This is a genomic window from Blautia caecimuris, from assembly GCF_024622975.1.
Lineage (GTDB): Bacteria > Bacillota > Clostridia > Lachnospirales > Lachnospiraceae > Blautia_A > Blautia_A caecimuris.
Map to the genome: position 1 here is coordinate 42,563 of NZ_JANJZT010000018.1, position 21,206 is coordinate 63,768.

The 21,206-nt window shown below is 40.3% G+C and carries 15 protein-coding genes and 2 pseudogenes; 9 read left to right on the forward strand and 8 right to left on the reverse strand.

The genetic code is table 11. The annotated features are described in order from the left end of the window. The first annotated feature begins 1 nt into the window (after window position 1). Together NSA57_RS11990 and NSA57_RS11995 are read left to right on the forward strand one after the other, a co-directional pair. Window positions 2-232: an acyltransferase family protein gene (locus tag NSA57_RS11990; RefSeq protein WP_257464961.1), complete on the forward strand. Its 231-nt coding sequence runs from the start codon at window positions 2-4 to the stop codon at window positions 230-232. Between the two features lie 175 nt (window positions 233-407). After that, window positions 408-1,277 (forward strand): DUF2238 domain-containing protein, encoded by an 870-nt coding sequence (locus NSA57_RS11995; RefSeq protein ID WP_173753088.1) that lies wholly within the window; start codon window positions 408-410, stop codon window positions 1,275-1,277. Here NSA57_RS11995 and NSA57_RS12000 read toward each other — a convergent pair whose 3' ends face one another. Continuing rightward, window positions 1,278-1,544 (reverse strand): hypothetical protein, encoded by a 267-nt coding sequence (locus NSA57_RS12000; RefSeq protein ID WP_147599794.1) that lies wholly within the window; start codon window positions 1,542-1,544, stop codon window positions 1,278-1,280. Between the two features lie 178 nt (window positions 1,545-1,722). On the opposite strand from NSA57_RS12000, the gene NSA57_RS12005 reads away from it, so the two are divergent. From NSA57_RS12005 to NSA57_RS12015, 3 genes are all read left to right on the forward strand, one after another. After that, window positions 1,723-3,981 (forward strand): hydratase, encoded by a 2,259-nt coding sequence (locus NSA57_RS12005; protein ID WP_147599793.1) that lies wholly within the window; start codon window positions 1,723-1,725, stop codon window positions 3,979-3,981. Window positions 3,982-5,957: 1,976 nt separating this feature from the next. Continuing rightward, window positions 5,958-6,674 (forward strand): RluA family pseudouridine synthase, encoded by a 717-nt coding sequence (locus NSA57_RS12010; RefSeq protein ID WP_147599792.1) that lies wholly within the window; start codon window positions 5,958-5,960, stop codon window positions 6,672-6,674. 156 nt (window positions 6,675-6,830) lie between these two features. After that, entirely contained in the window at window positions 6,831-7,913 is a 1,083-nt protein-coding gene (locus NSA57_RS12015; RefSeq protein ID WP_257464962.1) for a substrate-binding domain-containing protein, read from the forward strand. 532 nt (window positions 7,914-8,445) lie between these two features. On the opposite strand, the pseudogene NSA57_RS19800 reads toward NSA57_RS12015, so the two are convergent. Next, window positions 8,446-9,475 (reverse strand): annotated as a pseudogene (locus NSA57_RS19800) (IS110 family transposase). Between the two features lie 704 nt (window positions 9,476-10,179). Between NSA57_RS19800 and NSA57_RS12025 the strand changes: the two are divergent. Then, window positions 10,180-11,547 (forward strand): C40 family peptidase, encoded by a 1,368-nt coding sequence (locus tag NSA57_RS12025; protein WP_022067101.1) that lies wholly within the window; start codon window positions 10,180-10,182, stop codon window positions 11,545-11,547. Window positions 11,548-13,339: 1,792 nt separating this feature from the next. Here the strand turns inward: NSA57_RS12025 and NSA57_RS12030 are convergent. Next, a pseudogene (locus tag NSA57_RS12030) lies at window positions 13,340-14,405 on the reverse strand (IS630 family transposase); the annotation flags it as partial. Between the two features lie 302 nt (window positions 14,406-14,707). Between NSA57_RS12030 and guaA the strand changes: the two are divergent. Next, a complete protein-coding gene (guaA, locus tag NSA57_RS12035; RefSeq protein WP_257464963.1) occupies window positions 14,708-16,000 on the forward strand; it encodes a glutamine-hydrolyzing GMP synthase in 1,293 nt (430 codons plus the stop codon). An 80-nt stretch (window positions 16,001-16,080) separates the two neighbouring features. Here guaA and NSA57_RS12040 read toward each other — a convergent pair whose 3' ends face one another. The 4 genes from NSA57_RS12040 to NSA57_RS12055 all read right to left on the reverse strand — a co-directional run bounded on the left by NSA57_RS12040 (window position 16,081) and on the right by NSA57_RS12055 (window position 18,728). Beyond that, window positions 16,081-17,265 carry a site-specific integrase gene (locus NSA57_RS12040; protein WP_029732491.1) on the reverse strand — a complete coding sequence of 395 codons (1,185 nt, stop codon included), beginning with the start codon at window positions 17,263-17,265 and terminating at the stop codon, window positions 16,081-16,083. A 36-nt stretch (window positions 17,266-17,301) separates the two neighbouring features. After that, window positions 17,302-17,496: a DUF3173 domain-containing protein gene (locus tag NSA57_RS12045; protein WP_011861908.1), complete on the reverse strand. Its 195-nt coding sequence runs from the start codon at window positions 17,494-17,496 to the stop codon at window positions 17,302-17,304. Window positions 17,497-18,069: 573 nt separating this feature from the next. Continuing rightward, window positions 18,070-18,309, reverse strand: a complete 240-nt coding sequence (locus NSA57_RS12050; protein WP_009009556.1) for a helix-turn-helix domain-containing protein — start codon at window positions 18,307-18,309, stop codon at window positions 18,070-18,072. After that, window positions 18,306-18,728 carry an RNA polymerase sigma factor gene (locus NSA57_RS12055; protein WP_009009557.1) on the reverse strand — a complete coding sequence of 141 codons (423 nt, stop codon included), beginning with the start codon at window positions 18,726-18,728 and terminating at the stop codon, window positions 18,306-18,308. The genes NSA57_RS12050 and NSA57_RS12055 overlap by 4 nt, the downstream gene beginning before the upstream one ends. A 597-nt stretch (window positions 18,729-19,325) precedes the next feature. Between NSA57_RS12055 and NSA57_RS12060 the strand changes: the two genes are divergently transcribed. Next, complete coding sequence (locus NSA57_RS12060) at window positions 19,326-19,682, forward strand: helix-turn-helix domain-containing protein (RefSeq protein WP_196029610.1); 357 nt, start codon at window positions 19,326-19,328, stop codon at window positions 19,680-19,682. A 32-nt stretch (window positions 19,683-19,714) separates the two neighbouring features. On the opposite strand, the gene NSA57_RS12065 is transcribed toward NSA57_RS12060, so the two are convergent. Continuing rightward, window positions 19,715-20,410, reverse strand: coding sequence for an Ntn hydrolase family protein (locus NSA57_RS12065; RefSeq protein WP_196029609.1), 696 nt, complete (start codon window positions 20,408-20,410; stop codon window positions 19,715-19,717). Window positions 20,411-20,589: 179 nt separating this feature from the next. Between NSA57_RS12065 and NSA57_RS12070 the strand changes: the two genes are divergently transcribed. After that, window positions 20,590-21,150 (forward strand): TetR/AcrR family transcriptional regulator, encoded by a 561-nt coding sequence (locus NSA57_RS12070; RefSeq protein ID WP_118574223.1) that lies wholly within the window; start codon window positions 20,590-20,592, stop codon window positions 21,148-21,150. The last annotated feature ends 56 nt before the right edge of the window (window positions 21,151-21,206 follow it).

Genomic DNA, 21,206 nt, shown 5'->3' on the forward strand with positions numbered 1-21,206 from the left:
TATGAATAAAAAACGAATTACGTGGATTGAACTGCTGCGCATAGTAGCCTGTATCGCAGTGATCGGCCTTCATGAAGGTTCTCAGCATTTCAGGGATATTCCCATAGACACCTTTACCTGGAAAGTATCAAATTTTTTCCATGGCATTAACCGGTTCGCGGTAGCTGGTTTTATTATGATCAGCGGAAGTCTGTATCTTTGGAATTTACCTGATCCATGCGCTGGTGCGTGATCTTCTTCACAGAAACGGCATTGACAGTATGATGATGAGCAACACGATCATTGCAATTCCCATTGTTATATTTCTGATTTTTATAATAAGCTGGATCGCAGCAGCCTTACTTAGGAAAATTCCCTTTGTAAAAAGGTGGCTGATGTAGAAAAATGTCATTAGGAGAAAACTTGATATGAAAGACAAAAGAGAAAAAAGAAAGAACCGGATGAAGGCACTGAGACAGGCAGTGAATATGGAACTGAAGGAGCACAGAAGTACCTTTATTGTATTTTCTATACTGAGGATTCTTGTAATTGTGTGTATGGTGCGTCAGATTTTTCTGCACAATTATGAGAGCTTCTTCCTCAGTGTACTGACGCTGCTTCTTTTGTATATTCCAAGCTGGCTTCAGGTAAAGCTGAGGATAGAGATACCGATAGGACTGGAAATTTCTATTTTGTGCTTTATTTTTGCTGCGGAGATCCTGGGGGAGATTAATGCTTTTTATATTGTAATCCCCGGATGGGACACCATTCTTCATACGCTGAACGGCTTTTTGTGTGCGGCTGTGGGTTTTTCCCTGGTCTTATTATTAAATGATAATGAAAAACTGACCTTTGACCTGTCGCCCTTTTTTCTGGCGCTGGTAGCATTCTGCTTTTCCATGACTGTAGGCGTAATGTGGGAATTCTTTGAGTTTGGAGTGGACCGGTTCCTGAATTTTGATATGCAAAAGGATACCATTGTAAATATGGTAAGCAGTGTTATGCTGGATCCGGCAAAAGCCAATCACTCAATTGCTGTCAGGGAAATCGCGGACGTAATTCTGGTTCATGGAGATGGGACACAGCAGGCGCTGGGACTTGGAGGATATCTGGATATAGGGCTTTATGACACTATGAAGGACCTTTTTGTGAATTTTATAGGAGCTGTGGTATTCTCAGTGATCGGTTTCGTTTATGCAAGAGGAAGAGGAAAACGCAGTGTGATTTCCCTTTTTGTTCCCCGCAAAAAAGCAAAGGACAGAGATTATCTGTCCATTACCAACAAAAAACTAAAATGATCAGTCTTCTTCGATAACCTGAATTTCCAGATAATCGAATTCTATCTGTTCTATAAAACTATCCTGGTAAAATCTCGTTTTGGAATGACGCTTAAAGTCCGTAATGGTACTGTCAAGCCAGATGGGATTTTCCAGGTCAAATTCATAGCAGATCTCTTCCAGGCCTCTGAAGATTTTATGAGTTCTGGTGTCATCTGAATCATCGCATACTACGGTATCTTTTATTAAATGATTACTTTTCCATATTTTTCCCCATAAACGAAACATAAAAAATCCTCCATTCCGCTGCCTTTTTGCTGACAGCACAAGCTTCTGCTTAAACAATATCAGTAACCAGTATACAGATTCTCTGTGTATAAGTAAAGAAAATTCATTGCAGATTTTCTGAAAATGCACTATAATAAAATAATTATACAGACCATATTTTATGAATGGAGGAGCTATTATGAAACTGTACGAAGGCGGTGTTTATCTTGTAAACGGCCATGATATCGTAGAAGAAAACAGCATGACTCAGCCGGTATCCAGGGAAGAGGCAGCGAAAAATACGATGGCATATGGAATTCTGGAAGCTCACAATACTTCCGGTAACATGAAAAAACTGCAGATTAAATTCGATAAACTGACATCTCATGATATTACCTTTGTAGGAATTATTCAGACGGCCAGAGCGTCCGGTCTGGAAAAATTCCCGGTTCCCTATGTACTGACAAACTGCCATAACTCTCTGTGTGCAGTAGGCGGAACGATCAATGAAGATGACCATATGTTTGGACTTACCTGTGCAAAAAAATACGGCGGTGTTTATGTACCTCCTCATCAGGCCGTGATTCACCAGTATGCCCGTGAAATGCTGGCCGGAGGCGGAAAAATGATTCTTGGCTCTGACAGTCATACCCGATATGGCGCTCTGGGAACCATGGCAATGGGAGAAGGCGGAGGTGAGCTGGTAAAACAGCTTCTTTCTCAGACTTATGACATCAATATGCCTGGTGTTGTTGCTATTTACCTGAAAGGTGAACCTCGGCCGGGAGTTGGTCCTCAGGACGTTGCGCTGGCTATTATCGGAAAAGTTTTTGCAAATGGTTATGTGAAGAATAAAGTCATGGAATTTGTGGGACCGGGAGTGGCAGGTCTCAGCGCGGATTTCCGAATCGGCATTGATGTTATGACTACAGAGACAACCTGTCTTTCTTCTATCTGGCAGACCGATGATACTATTGAAGAATTTTATGAAATTCATGGAAGAAAAGAAGATTATAAAAAGCTTCAGCCGGGTCAGGTGGCTTATTATGACGGCTGCGTAGAAGTGGATCTCAGCGAGATCAGGCCAATGATCGCTATGCCGTTCCATCCGAGCAATACATATACTATTGATGAACTGAATGAAAATCTTGATGATATTTTAAGTGATGTTGAGAAAAAAGCTCAGGTAAGTCTGGATGGAAAAGTACCGTTTACTTTAAGGGATAAAGTAATTGACGGTAAGCTTTATGTGGATCAGGGAATTATTGCAGGCTGTGCCGGAGGCGGATTTGAAAATATCTGTGCAGCAGCGGATATTCTCAGAGGAACCAGCATCGGTGCAGATGCTTTTACACTTAGCGTATATCCTGCAAGTACACCAATTTATATGGAGCTTGCAAAAAATGGTGTGCTGGCAGACCTTATGGCAACAGGCGCAGTTGTAAAAACCGCATTCTGCGGACCGTGCTTTGGAGCAGGAGACACACCGGCAAATAATGCATTCAGCATTCGCCACACAACAAGAAACTTCCCGAACCGCGAAGGCTCCAAGATACAGAACGGACAGATTTCCTCAGTGGCGCTTATGGATGCAAGATCTATTGCAGCCACAGCAGCAAACAAAGGCTTCCTGACTTCAGCAGAAAACTTTACCGGAACTTATACAGGCCAGAAGTATTTCTTTGACAAAACAATTTACGAAAATCGTATTTTTGACAGCAAGGGCGTAGCAGATCCAGATGTGGAGATCCAGTTCGGACCAAACATTAAGGACTGGCCGGAAATGCCGGAGCTGGCAGAGAATCTTGTACTGAAAGTAGTTTCTGAAATCCATGATCCGGTTACAACAACAGACGAGCTGATTCCTTCAGGAGAAACCTCATCCTATCGCTCCAATCCTCTTGGACTGGCAGAATTTACTTTGTCCAGAAAGGATCCCGAGTATGTAGGCCGCGCCAAAGAAATTCAGAAAGCTCAGAAAGCAATCCAGGAAGGCAAATGCCCTCTGGAGGCTGTACCGGAACTGCAGCAGGTAATGGGAACTGTTCAGAAACAGTTCCCGGAGATCGGCGATGGCAATCTGGGTATTGGAAGCACGATCTTTGCGGTAAAACCGGGCGATGGTTCTGCCAGAGAGCAGGCGGCATCCTGTCAGAAAGTACTTGGAGGCTGGGCAAATATTGCCAATGAATATGCAACAAAAAGATATCGTTCCAACCTGATCAACTGGGGTATGCTCCCATTCCTGATTCAGGACGGAGAGCTTCCGTTTGAGAATGGAGATTACCTTCTGTTCCCTGGTATCCGTAAGGCTGTGGCTGAAAAAGCGGAAAATATCTCAGGATATGTGGTAAGACCGGAAGGCCTGAAAGAATTTCAGGTAACTCTCGGAGAACTGACAGACGATGAAAGAGAAATCATATTGAAAGGCTGTCTGATCAATTACAACAGAAAATAAGAATTTATTAATAGCCAGGCATGGATGAATATTGAGACGTCCCTGAAATGTGATATTTTAGGGCGTTTCATATCCGGCTCTGGCTATTTTTATGCCCCGGGAAAGTAATACGTTCTGTACGAATTTTTGTGGTTAATAAAAACGCTTTGTGAGGATGTAATTAGAGGAGAGGATGTGACCAGATGTAGGGGAATATGACTGCCCATAGCAGTTTGCATCTGGTGCTCGAAGCGGAGCAAGTCCCTTCAGGATTGAGGACTTTAGAGGCGTGCGGCATGTCTGCGTTAGTCGGATACAGGATTATGGTAAAATCCTGCAGCTGTGTTCTGGCGCTTCAGTCTGCAGAGAATCTGAAAGTTCATAGTTTTAGATCTGTCAGGCTTCTGCTCGATCCCGGAAGCGGACAGGATAAGACAAATAACAGGAGCTTATGTTTTCTGCTGCTTGTGATCTGTGCAGAGGAGGGGGAAAAGAATCATATGTTATTTATAGTTGTAGGGTCGATATATTATTTTTAATGTTATAGATGAGCAAATATGAAAAAGCGCACAAAATCATCACGAATTTTTTTGGTAAGATGCGCATATAGAGTTTAATATTTCTTTTATGTCCGTATATTACGGATTCTATTGTACAAAATTCGATATTTTCTTATTCACAGTTTAACGCTTATATAATGAGGCAATACAGGAGTTTGGCATGTATATGATAAAATGTTTCGCGGGATAATGGCCTGTGAACAGGAACATCTTTTCAAATTTGTTTATTTATAGTTTGATTTTATAATTATCTGAAATTTATAAAAAAATAAAAATATAATTGTTTTAAATCAAATTAAAATGAAAATATGTAGAAAAAATGAAAATAAAATCGAAAAATGTATTGACAAATAAGAGGGGCAGTGCTATTATATACTCATCAAAAGAAAAAGCAATCAAAGTACAAAAGAGAAAATCATTCAATTCATAGCATATATAAATGTTACATGAAAAGGATGAAATCAAAAGAAGGGTAAAGGTGGTTCCATTGGGAAAGTAGATTACTTGTTTATCAATACGAAACAGTGACAGGAATCGTGTTTCCTGCAAGAAAGACCTGGTACATAAGAACCGTAAAGTAAATCCACAACAGGGAACAATCAATTGATATTATAGTTTGTGATCTGATCAGGAGAATTTAGTTTCAAGTTAAAAAGTCTGAGGGATGGAAATCCATGAGGTGAAATTTATTCAGTAAATAATCTGAATGAATGAATCCGGAAGATACGAATCGCAAGGATATTTTTCAGAAAACAAAATTCCAGTGACAGATACCGGAATAACTGATTTAGATATCATATCTGATGAAAATTTAAAGTGACTTGTATAAGGAAAACGTACTTCAGGTATATAGAAACGATTTTTCGTATTGAATAACTGTCACGAACCTGATACAAAGAACTTCAGGAATATGTAAAGAAATATTTGCTGAAGAAGTATAACTGCCAGTCTCAGAACTTTGCCGAAAAGAAGAGTTTTTGGAAAGTTTGTAAACAGACAGGAAAGATATTTTGAAATCCATATAATGAAATTGTAAAATGAGTTGTATGAATTGAAGCTTTGCATCAGAAGAGTATCTTCTCACAAAGGGTACTGTAATTTCAGAAATTATAATCCGTAAGTTATAATTTCAAAATCTATCAACTTTCTAAATAAACAAAATGATAAATAATCATAATGTTTACGAGCAGGAAATCAGAGAAAGAATCACATATACAGAAATATATGCGGAACGGAAAAACTAAATAGGGTAAATCTTTATAGAAACCAATTAGACACAAGATAATTTTTTAAATGAGGATAATAAAAATTGAATAACGAAGAATGTTAAGACGGTCATCATTTTTGAAATTGAAGTAAAAAGTGATGGCCGTCGTTCTTGCCAGAAACAGTCTTTTAGAGTATACTCTCCACAGAAGTAAAAAGGAGAGTTTTTTTATGTGGCGAGGAAATATACAGGAAAATATTCTTTATGAGGACAGTCAGATACTGGTATGTCATAAACCGGCAGGGCTTGCAGTTCAGAATGCAAAAATGGGAAGCATGGATATGGAAAGTGCGTTGAAAAATTACCTGGCAGCAAAGTCAGGAGGGAAGAATGCTCCGTGGCTTGGAGTCCTGCACAGACTGGATCAGCCGGTAGAAGGAGTGATTGTTTTTGCAAAAACGTCTGCTGCCGCAGCAAATATCAATAGACAGATGACAACAGACGGTATAGGCAAAATTTATCTGGCTGTGACAGACAGAAAAGTTATGGACAAAGAAAAGAAACTTATAGATTACTTATACAGAGATGGAAGAAAAAATATGTCTTTTGCGACAGAAAAAAAGACTCCGGGAGCTAAAAAAGCGGTTTTGTCTTATAAACTGCTGGAAGAGATTTCTGATAACCGTACAGTATCCGGATACCGCAGCCTGGTAAGAATCCAGCTTGAAACGGGACGCCACCATCAGATCAGAGTTCAGATGTCGCACACGGGACTGCCTCTTATTGGAGACAGGAAATATAATCCCAAAGACAGCTCGGGGCTGCCTCTGGGGTTGTGCTCCTGCTGTCTGAGTTTTCTGCATCCGGAAACAGGGAAAAAAATGGATTTTTATGTGACACCTCAGGGTCAGGCATTTTCCGGTTTTTGTATTCCTCAGTCGGTGTAGAAATCGGCGCTTTTTGGAAAAGTGTAAAACTTTACCCAAAATCATGAAAAAACTATGAAAAGTATGGACGTAAAATGTAAAATATGATAAGGTGATGTATCGAAACGTAAAAATGGTTGGAAGCACATACAGATGTAGCAGAAGGGGAGAAAATCAATGAAAAAAACAACTGTTGCGGCAGTCCTTGTGACAGGTACAGTTCTGGCGGCAGGGATTTTTGCGAAATGTGATGTTTTTGAGGAAAAGGCAATTGCGGATGTGCGGACAGAAGATGAGGCAGAAAAAAGCGAGAAAGAAGACAGCAGTTCCCGTATCGATACATCAGCGCCGGTTTTGGCCGGAAGCAGAATTGCAGTAGTAAGCAAAAGTGTCAGTGGTGAATTCTGGGATATGGTACATAAAGGTATGGAAGATGCAGTAAAAGATCTTAATACCGCTTATGGATTTAAGTCAGACGACCAGATTAAAATGACTTTTGAAGGACCGGATGATGAACTGAATGTGGAAGAGCAGGTAAATACCCTTGATGCAGTTATTGCAGAAAATCCTTCCGTTCTCTGCTTTTCTGCAAGTGATATGAACTCCTGTCAGGCTCAGCTGGAAACGGCCACAGAAAATGATATTCCGGTAATCATTTTTGACTCCAACGTCAGCGAAAATGAACTTGTAACAGGGTTTTATGGAACAGATAATGAACGTGTGGGTGAAATTGCCGGAGAAAAAATTGCAGAAGCTTTGGGTGAAAAAGGCAGTATTCTGATTTTTTCTGCTCAGGAAAAGACAGAAAGCAGCCAGAAGCGTGTCAGTGGATTTAAAACTGCCATTGCAGAATATACAGATATGGAAGTTGTACAGGAAGTCTATGCAGATCAGGTAGAAGATATGAGCGCAGCCATGCAGGAGGCTCTGGCGCAGAATCCGGATACGGCAGGAGTATACTGTACAAATGCGGACGTGTCAGAATTATATCTTGCTCTGGATCAGACAGAGGAAGATCTGCCGGTGATGATCGGTGTGGATGCAACCACAAAGCAGCAGCAGGCAGTGAAGGATGGACGGGAATACGGAATTGTTTCCCAGGATCCATATGAGATGGGATACCAGACCATATTGGCGGCAGCTAAAGTAACAGACCCGGAGAACAGAGAAGCAGAGGGAACTGTTTTTCTGGAACCGGCGTGGATAGATGCATCGAATCTGGAGGATCCCGAATACAGCAGTTATCTTTATAAGAAATAAAAAATAATATGAACAGCCCGTGTATATAGTAGAATATATGCGGGCTGTTTTTTGTACGGCTTTAGCCTGTTCAAAACATCTGCGCATTGTGCAGGTGTTTTGAACTATAATCCACCTGATTTATGTGGGGCATCGTTATACACAAAAATCACCTTTCCCCATTGTAATAGAGGTGTCCATCCACTATTAAGAAAGAAAAGGTGATTTTATGGCAAAGAAAATCAATGATTTGTCACACAGTGTGTCCTGAATGCCCCTACTTTTTATAAAGTAAATGGCAATGCTCTTTGTGAGATGGAGGAGGACCCTCCGCAATCGCCATGCAGATGGAGAGTGCAAAACACTTATAGTGATGTGGTATAAAAAAGTTGACAGTTTGTTCTCAAGGATTTCATAATAAAATCAAGAGAACAAGCCTGCAAATAAAAAGTCAAGGCTAAATTGATGAACATTGAAAATTTTATACAGGTTAAAAAATAGGTATCATAATCAGACCACTACATCTGCGCTGGTCTGAAAAAGTGTTGTGGAATTATTCAGATTCTGGAAGTGATGAAAGATATTTTTTCATCCGACCATAGTAGATTCGTAAAAATTTATTAACTCCGGCAGTCATATAGACATAATACGGCTTGCCTTCGGAGCGTTTTTTATCCATGAACAGATATACGGCATCGTTCGGTTTGATTTTAATCAGTATATTCATGATCTGGAAGAGAGTTTTTCTCAGCACGGTCGAACTGTGTTTGGAAGTATGTACGCTTTTCTGGGAATAATCGCCAGAATCGTTGACACCGGGATCCGCGCCGGCAAATGCCGTGATAGCGTCTTTGTGGATAAAACGTATGACATCTCCGATCTTGTCCATAAGCTGAGGACCCAGAGACGGTCCTACGTCCTTCATCGCCATGGCAACTGGATATTCCGGCAGCTTGGAGGGGGTTCATTCATAAGGGTGCGATGCTGTTCAACGGTCTGTCACGCCGTGTTTAATTGGTAGATTGTTGTTTGATGATGCGTTTGGTAAAGTTGTTCTTTGGAAGTAAAGAAATAAGTTCCTTTGATTTTCCATAGATTTCTTCGGCGTTTGACTTGCTGAAGTTGTACTTCCTGCGGCTGCACCACTATGCAGAAATCAAACTGGCGGTTCATGGTTTTGAGTTGGGAACGTAATTAATCCATAAGATTATATTGTTTCAGATTCGTCCAACTGTCAAGCGTGTAGTGTGCAAGCTTTATAGAATCTGCTTTATCGGTCTTGACTTTAACGGAGAGGATTGTCTTGTCCCTGAAAGTAATGGATGATCTGAGGGTTCACAGTGCTTACAAAAAAGCTGTCCCGGGACAGTTCTCGTGCTACCGGTTCATAGTAGCGGCCGCTACACTCCATGACAATGCGAGTTTCACCATCCAGTTCTCTGATAAGTTTCTTAAGAGATTGGAAATCAGCGGACAAGCGGGGAACATCAAAGAGTTTTGAAACAACCGTTCCACCAGGAAGGAGGAGCACTACAGTGCTTTTGCGTTTGGAGACATCAATACCCTACTGCGTTCATATTCATAAAAATATTACTCCTTGATTGAGATTGCAATTGTTCAATACCAGTTTTAATCATTGCCCATTCTATCTGCTGTGGTGCGCCACGAACGTACCCGGAAGGCGGTTCAATCTGCATAAAACGAACGCTGCGAATGAAGAGTTGGTTAGCAGACTTATTTACGGACGCAAAGTCCAAGGGGGTATCTGATATACCGATTGCTCTTATCATTTTAACAGCTTAAGTAACAAGGTGGGTAATTCCTTACTGGCTGTAAGGAATATTAACCATAAATATATTGTAGTAGCTGTTAACTTTTTTATGCCACATCAGCTGCACCTAGAATCGCCAAAGGAAGGCCCCCGCAATTGATTATCTTTTTGATTTTTTATAGTTCGGATGATTTGGGATTCAAAGTATATTTCATTTTCTCAAAATAGTCAGTAAAAATTTGGGGTAAGATGTTCATAGGATTATTATGAAAAAAGTAACAAAAATAGGCTTTTACCCCATTATGAATGAGAGCCAGGGAGGTTGAAATGTCGAAGATACTTTTTTCTAGAGAAATTCAATAGTGTATTTCGTAATCATTAATAAATGTTACAAAATATTAAACTAATTCTTGATTTCCTCTTGCAATCAATAAAATCATATGTTAATATGTAAAAGAGCTTAAGAAAAATATTTCGCAAATGTTACAAAACGTGTTTATATAAGAGGTGAGAAACATGAAAAAACGAATTGTATGTCTGATGTTAGCAGTTATGATGATGGGTACACAGGTTGCTACTGTAAGCGCTTCCAGAGAGGAAGAACTGAGAGAGGAGCAGGCTTGGACAAGCGCACAGCTTGATGCTACATATTCTCAGATCGATCAGCTTTATGCAGCCAAGGAACAGCTTCAGAACGAAATCGCTGCACTGGACGCGAATCTTGTAAATGTCATGGTCTCCATTCAGACTCTGGAAGGGGATATCAGCAATAAGCAGGCCGATATCGAGCAGACACAGTCAGATCTTCAGAAAGCTCAGAATGCAAAAGATAAACAGTATGAAGCTATGAAACAGCGTATCCAGTATCTTTATGAGAAAGGCGGAAATGACGCATGGTTCCAGATGATGGTAAATGCAGAGAACCTTTCCGAACTTCTTACCAAGGCTGAGTATACACAGAAGATGTATGACTATGACAGACAGAGCCTTGAAAAGTATGCAAATACAATCGATCAGGTAACACAGCTTGGAAATAAATACCAGCAGGAAAAAGCAGAGCTGGAGGGGATGAAGCAGGAGTATGAAGCTGAATCTGTAAACCTTCAGGCTGCAATTGATGAGAGAAGAGCAGTTTCTGCAGACTGTGATAATGAGATTGCATATGCTCAGCAGATGGCAAATGAGTATGCAGCTCTGATCGAACAGCAGCAGGCAGAGATTGAAAGGCTTGAGGCTGAGAGAATCGCAGCCGAGGAAGAGGCAAGACGTCAGGCAGAGCTTGCAGCAGCAGAGGAAGCGGCACGTCAGGAAGCTGAAGCAGAGGATGAGACTGTTTATGACGAAGAGGGCAATGAAGTAGACGCTGAAGATGCTCTGGAAAATGGCGAAACTCTTTATGATGAAGAGGGAAATGAAATTGATCCTGATTCCGTTACAGACGAAGAGGAAAGTGACGGAGACGTTGAATACGATGAGTACGGAAATGTGATTGACAGTGATAATACAGTAGATCCGGAGGAATATCAGAGTTCTGGTTCAGGCTCCGGCTCTTCAGTAGTTGATTTTGCTACACAGTTTGTAGGAAACCCATATGTATGGGGAGGTACAAGCCTTACTGACGGTGCAGACTGCTCCGGATTTGTACAGAGTGTATATGCAAACTTTGGTGTAAGCCTTCCGAGAACTTCCTATGAGCAGCAGAATGCAGGTACAGAGGTTTCCTATGCAGATGCGCAGCCAGGCGACCTGATTTGCTATGGCGGTCATGTTGCTATTTACATGGGCGATGGAAAAATCGTACATGCATCCAATGCAAAAGATGGCATTAAGATCAGTAATGACGCTACCTACAGAACTATTCTTTCTGTAAGACGTCTCGTGTAATAAAACGAAACAGATAAGCGAAGGGGCTGTCCGGTAGGACAGTCCTTTTATGGTACAGCTTTAGTCTGTTCAAGAGTAAACGTAAAATAGCAGGGACTTGGCTTTTAACTCTGTATATTTATAAAATCCCTCTTTTTCTACAGCTTTCCGCCTTTTCTCTTTCCATGCGAAAGAATACGCACAAACTGCCTCTATCGCATCTATTATGGATTTTTTTAATTATCCTGTTCTCAAGGTTTCTTATCATCTCCAGTCCCTATCCGCTTTCTCCATGCAGGATATACTTTACCTTCTCTGTCTGTAGGTCATCACAAAAAATCTGGCTTACGCTTTTTCGGCTGATCCTACTTTTTATAAATCCCTGTAGTCTCCGGTACAGATATAATTCCTTCATATTAAAATCTAGGATCAACATGCTACATATCGCTTCTGACGCTCCATGACAGTAACAATGCTTCGCATGGTAATATGTTTTTAACTGGTGGAAACCATTCTCCTCTATGTTCCATATGTGGTTCATCATTTCCCATAGCGTTTCATATCTCGCCTCCTCCAGTGCCGTTACCAGCTACATTCACCTCTCCTTATTCCCTCTCGTTTCCTCCTATGTTTCATGGTAACGTGCTTCTCACAGACTGTACGGGCAGCTGGGTATCTCAAAACCAGGCAGATCCCATACCTCTGCCTTTTTTCCCTTATTGGAATAATTTCTTTCTCACCTCCCAACGGTTAAACAGCCCTTCCGCATCCTGGAACAGCCGCCGTCTCTCATCCTTTAAACGGATCACCCTTTCCAGTCTATTTTCCTTAAGTGTGTTGATAAAGGGCGCATTCAAATATAAGGCATCTGTCACTACTACATCCGCGAAATGTCCATGCCTTTTCCTTAGCCGTTCGATCAGACGCTTTCCCCCTTATCTTTCCCGGATCCACCCTTTGACTTTAACATTTCCTGCCCCCAGTATCACATGCGGAGCCTTTCCTATCGTCATGCATACCATGTCCCGGTGAAATCATTCTGTCTGTCCTGACTGGTTTTTCCGGATCAGGCACTCAGGACATTTTTCTTTGTACTGCTGAATAATTTCATACCGTCTATCACTGCTATAACATATCCTTCTATTGTCCCTTCCCGGAATACCCTGTTGCGTTTCATTGTATCAACTGTTTCCTCATACATCCTGAGGATTTCTTCCGGATTTATTCTTGACAGCAGATCCCTTACCGCATCAGCTTTTTTTAGAAACAGAATTCCCCATTTTACCAAGAATACATCCGGCAAAATGGGGGGTTAAAAGCGAAATCTCTGGCAAAATAGCGAGTACCCTTTCAAAATCATCCGATGAGTCATGAAATCCCACACAAGTTTAGTTGCACAGCAAACTTGTTTGAGTGAATGGGCTGATTTGATCAGAGACTGTCAAAACCGTCCGCAAGGAATGAAAATCGATAAATGGTGTCAGCTCCACGACATTACAAAGGCGAGTTATTACTGGAGACTCCGGAAAGTCTATGAGGTTTACCTGGAAACTGTGAATCATATGCAAACATTTGTAGAAGTTCCCTCTTCTGCAATCCATCCGGTAATATGGCATCGGAGTATAAAATCGCTACCTTGATCAGAAGCGGAAACAACCTCACTCTGGAAAGCGCCGAGCAGGCATCTGATTCATTTTTGCAAACACTTTTGGGAGTGCTCCGCAATGCTCAATGATGGCACTGGATTAAAAAAGTGTATCTGGAATGTGGATTTACAGGTTTGCGCAGAGGAATTGACGGTTTAGCCAGAATCATACGCTTTCAGTTCCAACTCCTGTTTGGTATTGACACGAATTCCTCGAAGCATCTGTCTGGTCATTTTGCTGAAGAAGCTTTTAATCACGTTTAACCATGAGCCATGCTTTGGTGTAAACACGAATTTAAAACATCCCTTTGGCATAGTATCCAGAAAGCGCCGTGTTTCTTTGGAAGTATGTGTAGAATGATTATCTAGGATGATCCGAATGGTATCCTGTGATGGATATTTTTTGTCCAGTATTTTTAAAAACTCAATAAAATCAGAATGATTAGGGGTCTCATTTACTAACGGATTTGCTTCTCCAGTGAGTAAATCAATGCCAGCCAGTAAAGAGAGCGTTCCCAGACGTTTGTATTCTGCATCACGATATACTTCCCCATGTTCTGAGGTTGGGCGTAAATCCGGTGCCGTATTGGAGATTGTCTGAATGTCCGAATTCTCATTATACGATACCGCAATCGTCAGTTTATAATCGTCTGGAATAATGAGAACACCATTTTTATTAAACTGCATTTTAATCTGCTTATAAACCAACAGAATCTCATGCATTTTTGATTCAAAATCAGGATCCCGTTTTTCGTAGTAATATTCGATTTTAAAGGGTTTCATATCCTGTTCCTTAAGAAATTTCTGGATATACGGTTTGGTAACTGTTAAAAGCCTGGGATATCCCGCTTCTTCTGCATGTTTCTGAATGTATTTGTGGAGAGAGGTCAACATCCACAGTTCCTGTGCATAACCGAGTGCTGTCGGCCTCTGACAAGCAATATGGATCATCCATGCTTTCGCATCATCGGTAATTTCCAACGGATGTCCAGGACGCTGAACATCAAACAGCGCAGCATCTAAACCGCCTTTCTGAAACTTTGAAACACAAAGGCGTACCGTTGCGGTACTGATTGCAAGTTTATCAGCAATTTGCTGGAATGTCATTCCATCGGCTTTATATAAAAGGATTCTGGCATGATCCACAACTTGCGCCTGAATGGTTCTCTTTTTGTATAATAATTTTTCACAAATCTCTGGCTTCATTTGACAGAGGAAGATATGTTTTTCTCATAGTGTTCATCCTTTCTTAGATAACACTATTTGACCACACATTATCCTTGAAATATATAGCAGAAATTTAATTTATTCCATGCTAGTATCAAATGTTGATACAGGGTCTGGAAATCGTTGCCAGACATCCTATAGAAGAAGTTCCTGATACTGAATTCTCGTTGTGATTTTGTGCAAAACATAGAAAATAAAATCCTTTTCATACATTGCGTGTTTTATTTTGGATTTATAATGATTTTTCTGAGGAAAGACGTTATAATAGAAGCAGCAGTTATTATCATAAAAACAAAGGAGAAGTTTATTATGAAACAGGACATGATTGTAATTCTTGACCTGGGAAGTACCGAAAATACGGTAATTGCCCGTGATATCCGCAGCCTTGGTGTATACAGCGAGATTCATCCCCATGATATTACCCCGGACGAGCTGAAAGCTCTTGATAATGTAAAAGGAATTATTCTCAATGGTGGCGAGAACAGAATTGTAGATGGAAAGCCGGTAGTGATCCGTCCGGAGCTTTATGATCTGGGATATCCTATGATTTCTGTAGATTATCCGGAGTCCCAGTGCGATGTGAAGTTTGATAAGCTTCCGGATCAGGATACGCTGAAAAAATTTGTTTTTGAAACCTGTAAGGCAGAGCCGAACTGGAACATGAAGAACTTTATCGAAGATCAGGTAGAGCTGATCCGCAGACAGGTGGGCGATAAAAAAGTTCTTCTGGCTTTGTCAGGAGGCGTAGATTCTTCAGTTGTTGCAGCCCTTCTGATAAAAGCTATCGGTCAGCAGCTTGTATGCGTTCATGTAAACCATGGACTGATGCGTAAAAACGAGTCAGAAAGTGTTGTTCAGGTATTTCGTGATCAGCTTCACGCAAATCTTGTCTATGTAGATGCATCAGAACGTTTCCTTGGAAAACTGAAAAATGTTGCAGATCCTGAGGAAAAAAGAAAAATCATCGGTGGAGAATTTATCCGCGTATTTGAAGAAGAAGCAAGAAAGCTGGAAGGAATCGAATTCCTTGGACAGGGAACTATTTATCCGGATATCATCGAGAGCGGAACAAAGACAGCTAAATGCGTAAAATCTCATCACAATGTAGGAGGACTTCCGGAAGATCTTCAGTTTGAGCTGGTAGAGCCTCTGGCACAGCTGTTCAAAGATGAAGTTCGTGCCTGCGGTCTGGAACTTGGACTTCCGGTAGAAATGGTTTACCGTCAGCCGTTCCCGGGACCGGGACTTGGCGTAAGATGTCTTGGTGCAATTACCCGTGACCGTCTGGAAGCACTGCGTGAATCTGATGCGATTCTTCGCGAAGAATTTGCCAAAACAGGACTGGATAAGAAAGTATGGCAGTATTTTACTGTAGTACCGGATTTCAAGGCTGTAGGTGTAAGAGATAATGCAAGAAGTATGGGCTATATGGTAGTGATCAGAGCTGTCAATACCATTGATGCCATGACTGCATCCATTGAAAGAATCGATTATGATATTCTGGAAAGAATCTGCGCCAGAATTACAGCAGAGGTTCCAAGCGTCAGCAGAGTATGCTATGAGATTACACCGAAGCCGGTGGCAACGATAGAGTTTGAATAGTTGGAGCAGAGCTTCAAAGCCTTTATTTTCAAGGGTTTTGAGGCTCTTTCCTTTTAGAATTGCATTTTGATTGCATTTTTTTATTCAACTGCTCTGTGATAGATTGCTGTATGCTGATTGCTGGTGTAATCGGCAACACTGGTTGTTGCCGGAGTATAAGTGAGAACACCAGTTAATTTTTTGGCAACTTCCACGTTGGTGTTGGGATATAAATGTCCATAGGTTCCTAACGTAGTCTGTATCTTTTCATGCCCCAGACGTTCTTTAATCAATAAAGGATTTTCACCCATACTGATGAGCAGGGAAGCATGGGAATGTCTGAGTGCATGAATCTTGATACGGTGTACGCCTGCCAATCCAGCAAGTTTTTCTAATGCCCGTGGGAGGGTGTGCTTACTGGTGGGAATCCCATTGTAGCTTAGTACAAGGTCGCAGCCCTTTAAAACCTTTTGCTGTACTTCCTGCCATGCTTTCAATTCTTTGATGGTATCTGTGTCAATATAGATAGTGCGAATACTGGCTTGTGTCTTTGGCTCCACAAATTTGTATTCGTCCATTGTTTTATAGTACAGCGTTTTTGTTATACTTAAAAGTCCGGTTTCAAAGTTGATGTCCGACCATTGCAGGGCTGCGGCTTCTCCGATTCTCATTCCGGTCATAAACAGGAGCCAGTATGAAATGAAAAGGTAATGTTCGTAATAATCTCCCTTGTAGAGCAGGGAAATTACCTTTTGAAATTCATCCAGTGTCCAGAAATCCACTTTTGTTTTCTTGCTCTTGATGTTTCCTATCATTCGTGATGGATTTTTCTTTGCAAGACCGAGAACAACTGCTCTGTCAAAGGCAATAGAGAGCATACCCTGTACAATACGGATATAGTTTGGACTAAATTCTTTTGCGAGTTCAAGCTGCCAGTTCTGGACGTTAATGGGTTCTATCTCATCCACCGTCATTTTGTAAAAGTATGAAAAATGCTTCTGAATGGTAGAACGGCGGTTCAGATAGGTGCTTTCCTTTACTTGTGTTTTATACCAAGGAAGATAAGTTTCCTCAATAAACTGTTGAAAAGATAGTTGCTGTTTCTTTTCTGTTAATTCCTCTGTGGATGTCAGCATAAGTTTTGAATATGCTTCTCTGGCTTCTTTTTTTGTCTTGAATCCACTTTTGTATTTCTGAATTTGTTTTCCGGTAATCGGATGAAAACCTAAGTTTGCTCTAAAATAATAAGTTCCGTTTTCTGCTTTCTTAATAGGGTCTTTTGCCATGATTTCACTCCTTACATAAATGTGCAAGAAGTACAATCAGTTTGATTTATCAGTAAAAGTAATCCCTAGCAATTCTTCCACAGCTTCTCTGGGAACCCTGTCCAGTTTGCGTGACTGATAGTAGGTATGCCCTTTTGAAATCATAAGTTTTTTTGCTTCTCTTATGATGTCTGCTGCGAATGAAGTTCCATAACCCAGTTCTATTAAGTCTTTTTTTGTTACTGTAATCATGTTCCTCCTTTCCATAGACCAGATATGGAACCCTCAATATCTGTCTATATTATATCAGATTTTGTGGCAAAAGTAATATTAAGATTGTATTTCCTGCAAATAGTTATTTGATTTTGAATGAAAAATTCTAATTCAAAATGGTGTCTAAGCAAGCCGAACAGCTTTCGCTAAAGCTCATGGGAATCTCACCCCTGCATGGTTCTCATCCAGCCGTACCCTTTGCCAGCGGTGCTACATCATCACACGGACTAAGGCTGTACGGAAGTATCATTATCACGATAGAAAGGTCATGGCGGCAGCTCTGCGGTAAGCTACTTATGGAACGCTGGCAGGAATCGCTATCCGGTATCATCCCTCCTTTGGTGGGTTACGGCGTGCCAGCCCAACGGCTCTCTTTCTATCGAAACGTATTCGGCTGCTTTATGCTGCGTTGATTAGACGCTTTCTTTTTCAAGGAACAATCCGGCTTTGTCAGCCTGTTAAAATGCACTGGTGATAATGCACTTTAATAGACTGGCAAGCTCTGTCTGGGAAGCATGGGTTTGTCCACGCTTCCACAGGCGAGCGTTATTTCTAGTTTGGTTCCCTGATTTCAAAAGATAAAATCTTTGCAATCAGACGTGTTTCCATCCGGCGGCGTAGGGTTTCATCTACAACCATGTGGGTATTTCCATATTCGTCTTTCATGGGACGCATGGAACGGCTGGCAATAAAACCACTGTAATGGCGTACAATCTGGTTGACTGCTTCAATATCGCCGTCCGTAGCTCTTACAATCACAGGAAACGGAATCATAGGGTGCTTTGCTGTCATGCTTCGTCCTCCATAAATTTTTTGATAAATTCCAGTCCGGCGTGTCTTCTTCTCTGGATGGTAGAACGGTTGACTTCCAGAATTTTTGAGATTTCCGTATCGTCAAATCCAAGAAAATAATATCGCAGAATAACGTCACGTTTCTTTCCGTCCAGACTTTCTAATGCTTCGGCTAACAGGCTGTTTTCAATGCGGACAGTAAATCCATCCATTTCAAAAGTATGGAAGTGGGATGGATAGGTGTCTTCGGAAGAAAACAGATTGACGGTGTAATCGTCCATATCACAGAACAGGGTTTCCCGTTTACACTGTCTGGACAACGCTTTGAGATAGTCTTTGCGTTCATCCTCCATAGCGACTTTACAGATATAATCAAACTGGTTCTCTATGGTTGTCTGAAATTCAGATGGCTTCATCATTGTTCACCCCCTTTCCAGCCTTGAAAGGGAGCGAGTTGATAGGAATTTCTGCTTCTTTCCCCCTTTTCGCTCTTAGTCCCGACAGGACAGGGGGTGCAGTTGCGTTTTGAAAAGAAAAATTTAAAAACTTTTTCTTCCAACTAAAAAAGCACGCAAACAGACGATATTTCTGTTTGTGTGCTTTGATAGTTCTTTCTATGTATTCTGAAAAACCACATTGAGGGTCAGACTTTTCTAGTGTAGGTAGATGGCTTTTTTTAACGGTTTACCGAATGTAGATATATTTAAGAAAATATTTTGCATAGCGGCTTCCTCCTGTAAGCCGCCGGAGCCTAAAAAAAGCTGACTTTAATACAACCTCCATATATTCTGGGAAAAAGAAAGACGGCGGCTTTTGTCAAACCGTCGTCTGGAAAGATTTATGAGATTTTGACGCAAGAAAAGTGTACTGCCAAATAACGGTTTTTTTTATTTCCGTTTCAGCAGCATAGTTTTATCTTTGATACGCATAATAGGAACTGTACAACTATACAATACGTTTTTCTATACCTGTCACTATTATAACAGGAACAGTAAAATGTATGGAGGTGGTGCATTATGCGTAAAAAAGAAGATAAATATGATTTCAGGGCGTTGGGGCTTGCCATAAAAGAAGCCCGTAAAAAACAGGGTTTGACCCGTGAACAGGTGGGGTCAATGATTGAGATTGACCCACGCTATTTAACCAACATTGAGAATAAAGGGCAGCACCCAAGTTTACAGGTGCTTTACGACCTTGTATCTCTGCTGAATGTATCAGTGGATGAGTTTTTCTTGCCTGCCAGCAGTCAGGTGAAAAGCACCAAACGTAGGCAGTTAGAAAACAAAATAGACAATTTCACAGACGCTGACCTTGTTATTATGGAAAGCGTTGCAGATGGTATTGTCAAATCTAAGGAAGTGGGGGAAATGTAAATCCTCCACTTTTGTTTATAATTGCAGTGATATTAGAATTGATACTCTGCAATATTTTTGAAATCATTGTTCAACACATAATATACCTTATTTTTAGCAACGGAATATATAAAAGAAACTCTGGTTGCCCAAAGTCCTTCCTGACGTACTGACCTAAGTACATCAAAGGCGTTGGAAATAGAGAAGTTTTCTCCATATCCTTGCAGTAAATCCTTTGCCTTTTCATATCTGTTATCCCCAGATAAAACATATGGATTAGTCAATTCTGGTTTTAAAATGGAGTAATTTGTTATTAAGGAATATTTTTCTTTTTCCAAGCGATACCCAATCCCCGGTTCAATAATGAGAACACGCCCATTTCTATCCGAAAACATAGCCTGCATAGTAGTGTCAGGTGCATAAGTAATTTTCTTTTTTTTCACTATTTCCAATGAATCGTCAAAAGAGAGATTGCCTTTTATAAAGTTTTCTGTCAAATCAGCTATTGTATAGCATGATTTATTACCGCAAAATTGTGCATTGTCATTTCCATGTACATACAACAATGTGCCAACATTCCCATTTCTATTGATTCCGTGAAAAGAGTGGTACTTATTATCGGACATTTTTATCCCTATAAAAAAACGGTCTTTTTCGGCAATTACAGTATGTTCCCATTCAGAAAGGTCAATATCAAAATTGAACCCAACAATGGTTTCTTTTCCATTATACACAAATCTTGTACACATATTTGTATTTCCTTTCGTAAACTAATTTTAATAGTATAAAAACTAATTACATTAGTAATTTTAAATATTATAAGACTGTTTGTCAATACAAGAGTTCATTTTTTCTAACCAAATTATTGACTTCGTTAATTTGATTACTTAAAATGAAGTAAATGATGTGTAGAAAGAGGAAAATGAATATGCGAGTTACAAAAGCCGAAGTTATAAAAACTGCTTCTGATATGGCTGATAGAAATGGACTTCATAATGTTTCTTTGAAAGCTATTGCTGAAAATTTAGGGATTCGTACCCCCTCCTTATATAATCATATAGGAAGTTTGGATGAACTTCTTAGGGAGATAGCACATAGTGGTATGCGTACTATGAATGAAAAAATGATTCGTACAGCAATCGGTAAGACAGGAGATTCAGCATTAAAATTAGTGGCAGTTGAATATCTTAATTATATGATTGAACATCCCGGTGTTTATGAAATAATTCAATGGGCTAGTTGGAATGGAACAGAGGAAACAGCAATGATTTTTAATGATTATCTATCTTTACTTAAAACACTTATTTGCTCATGTGGCTTTAATCCAGATAAGACCACTGAAATTTTGAACATGGTAACAGGTATGCTTCATGGTTATACAACTTTACAATTAAGATATGCTTTTTCTAATCCTGATAAAGTAAGAAAAGAATTATCCGAAGCAATTGACACACTACTATTGGGAGCTAATCAAAAATATAAAGACTAATGATAAATTTTAAAAAGAAATACTTTATAAGAGAAACGTGCAAATCTCAAATGAGA

Coding starts and splice junctions, on each gene's coding strand:
- NSA57_RS11990 (WP_257464961.1), top strand. CDS start 2: ATGAATAAAAAACGAATTACGTGGATTGAACTGCTGCGCATAGTAGCC.
- NSA57_RS11995 (WP_173753088.1), top strand. CDS start 408: ATGAAAGACAAAAGAGAAAAAAGAAAGAACCGGATGAAGGCACTGAGA.
- NSA57_RS12000 (WP_147599794.1), bottom strand. CDS start 1,544: ATGTTTCGTTTATGGGGAAAAATATGGAAAAGTAATCATTTAATAAAA.
- NSA57_RS12005 (WP_147599793.1), top strand. CDS start 1,723: ATGAAACTGTACGAAGGCGGTGTTTATCTTGTAAACGGCCATGATATC.
- NSA57_RS12010 (WP_147599792.1), top strand. CDS start 5,958: ATGTGGCGAGGAAATATACAGGAAAATATTCTTTATGAGGACAGTCAG.
- NSA57_RS12015 (WP_257464962.1), top strand. CDS start 6,831: ATGAAAAAAACAACTGTTGCGGCAGTCCTTGTGACAGGTACAGTTCTG.
- NSA57_RS12025 (WP_022067101.1), top strand. CDS start 10,180: ATGAAAAAACGAATTGTATGTCTGATGTTAGCAGTTATGATGATGGGT.
- guaA (WP_257464963.1), top strand. CDS start 14,708: ATGAAACAGGACATGATTGTAATTCTTGACCTGGGAAGTACCGAAAAT.
- NSA57_RS12040 (WP_029732491.1), bottom strand. CDS start 17,265: ATGGCAAAAGACCCTATTAAGAAAGCAGAAAACGGAACTTATTATTTT.
- NSA57_RS12045 (WP_011861908.1), bottom strand. CDS start 17,496: ATGATTACAGTAACAAAAAAAGACTTAATAGAACTGGGTTATGGAACT.
- NSA57_RS12050 (WP_009009556.1), bottom strand. CDS start 18,309: ATGACAGCAAAGCACCCTATGATTCCGTTTCCTGTGATTGTAAGAGCT.
- NSA57_RS12055 (WP_009009557.1), bottom strand. CDS start 18,728: ATGATGAAGCCATCTGAATTTCAGACAACCATAGAGAACCAGTTTGAT.
- NSA57_RS12060 (WP_196029610.1), top strand. CDS start 19,326: ATGCGTAAAAAAGAAGATAAATATGATTTCAGGGCGTTGGGGCTTGCC.
- NSA57_RS12065 (WP_196029609.1), bottom strand. CDS start 20,410: ATGTGTACAAGATTTGTGTATAATGGAAAAGAAACCATTGTTGGGTTC.
- NSA57_RS12070 (WP_118574223.1), top strand. CDS start 20,590: ATGCGAGTTACAAAAGCCGAAGTTATAAAAACTGCTTCTGATATGGCT.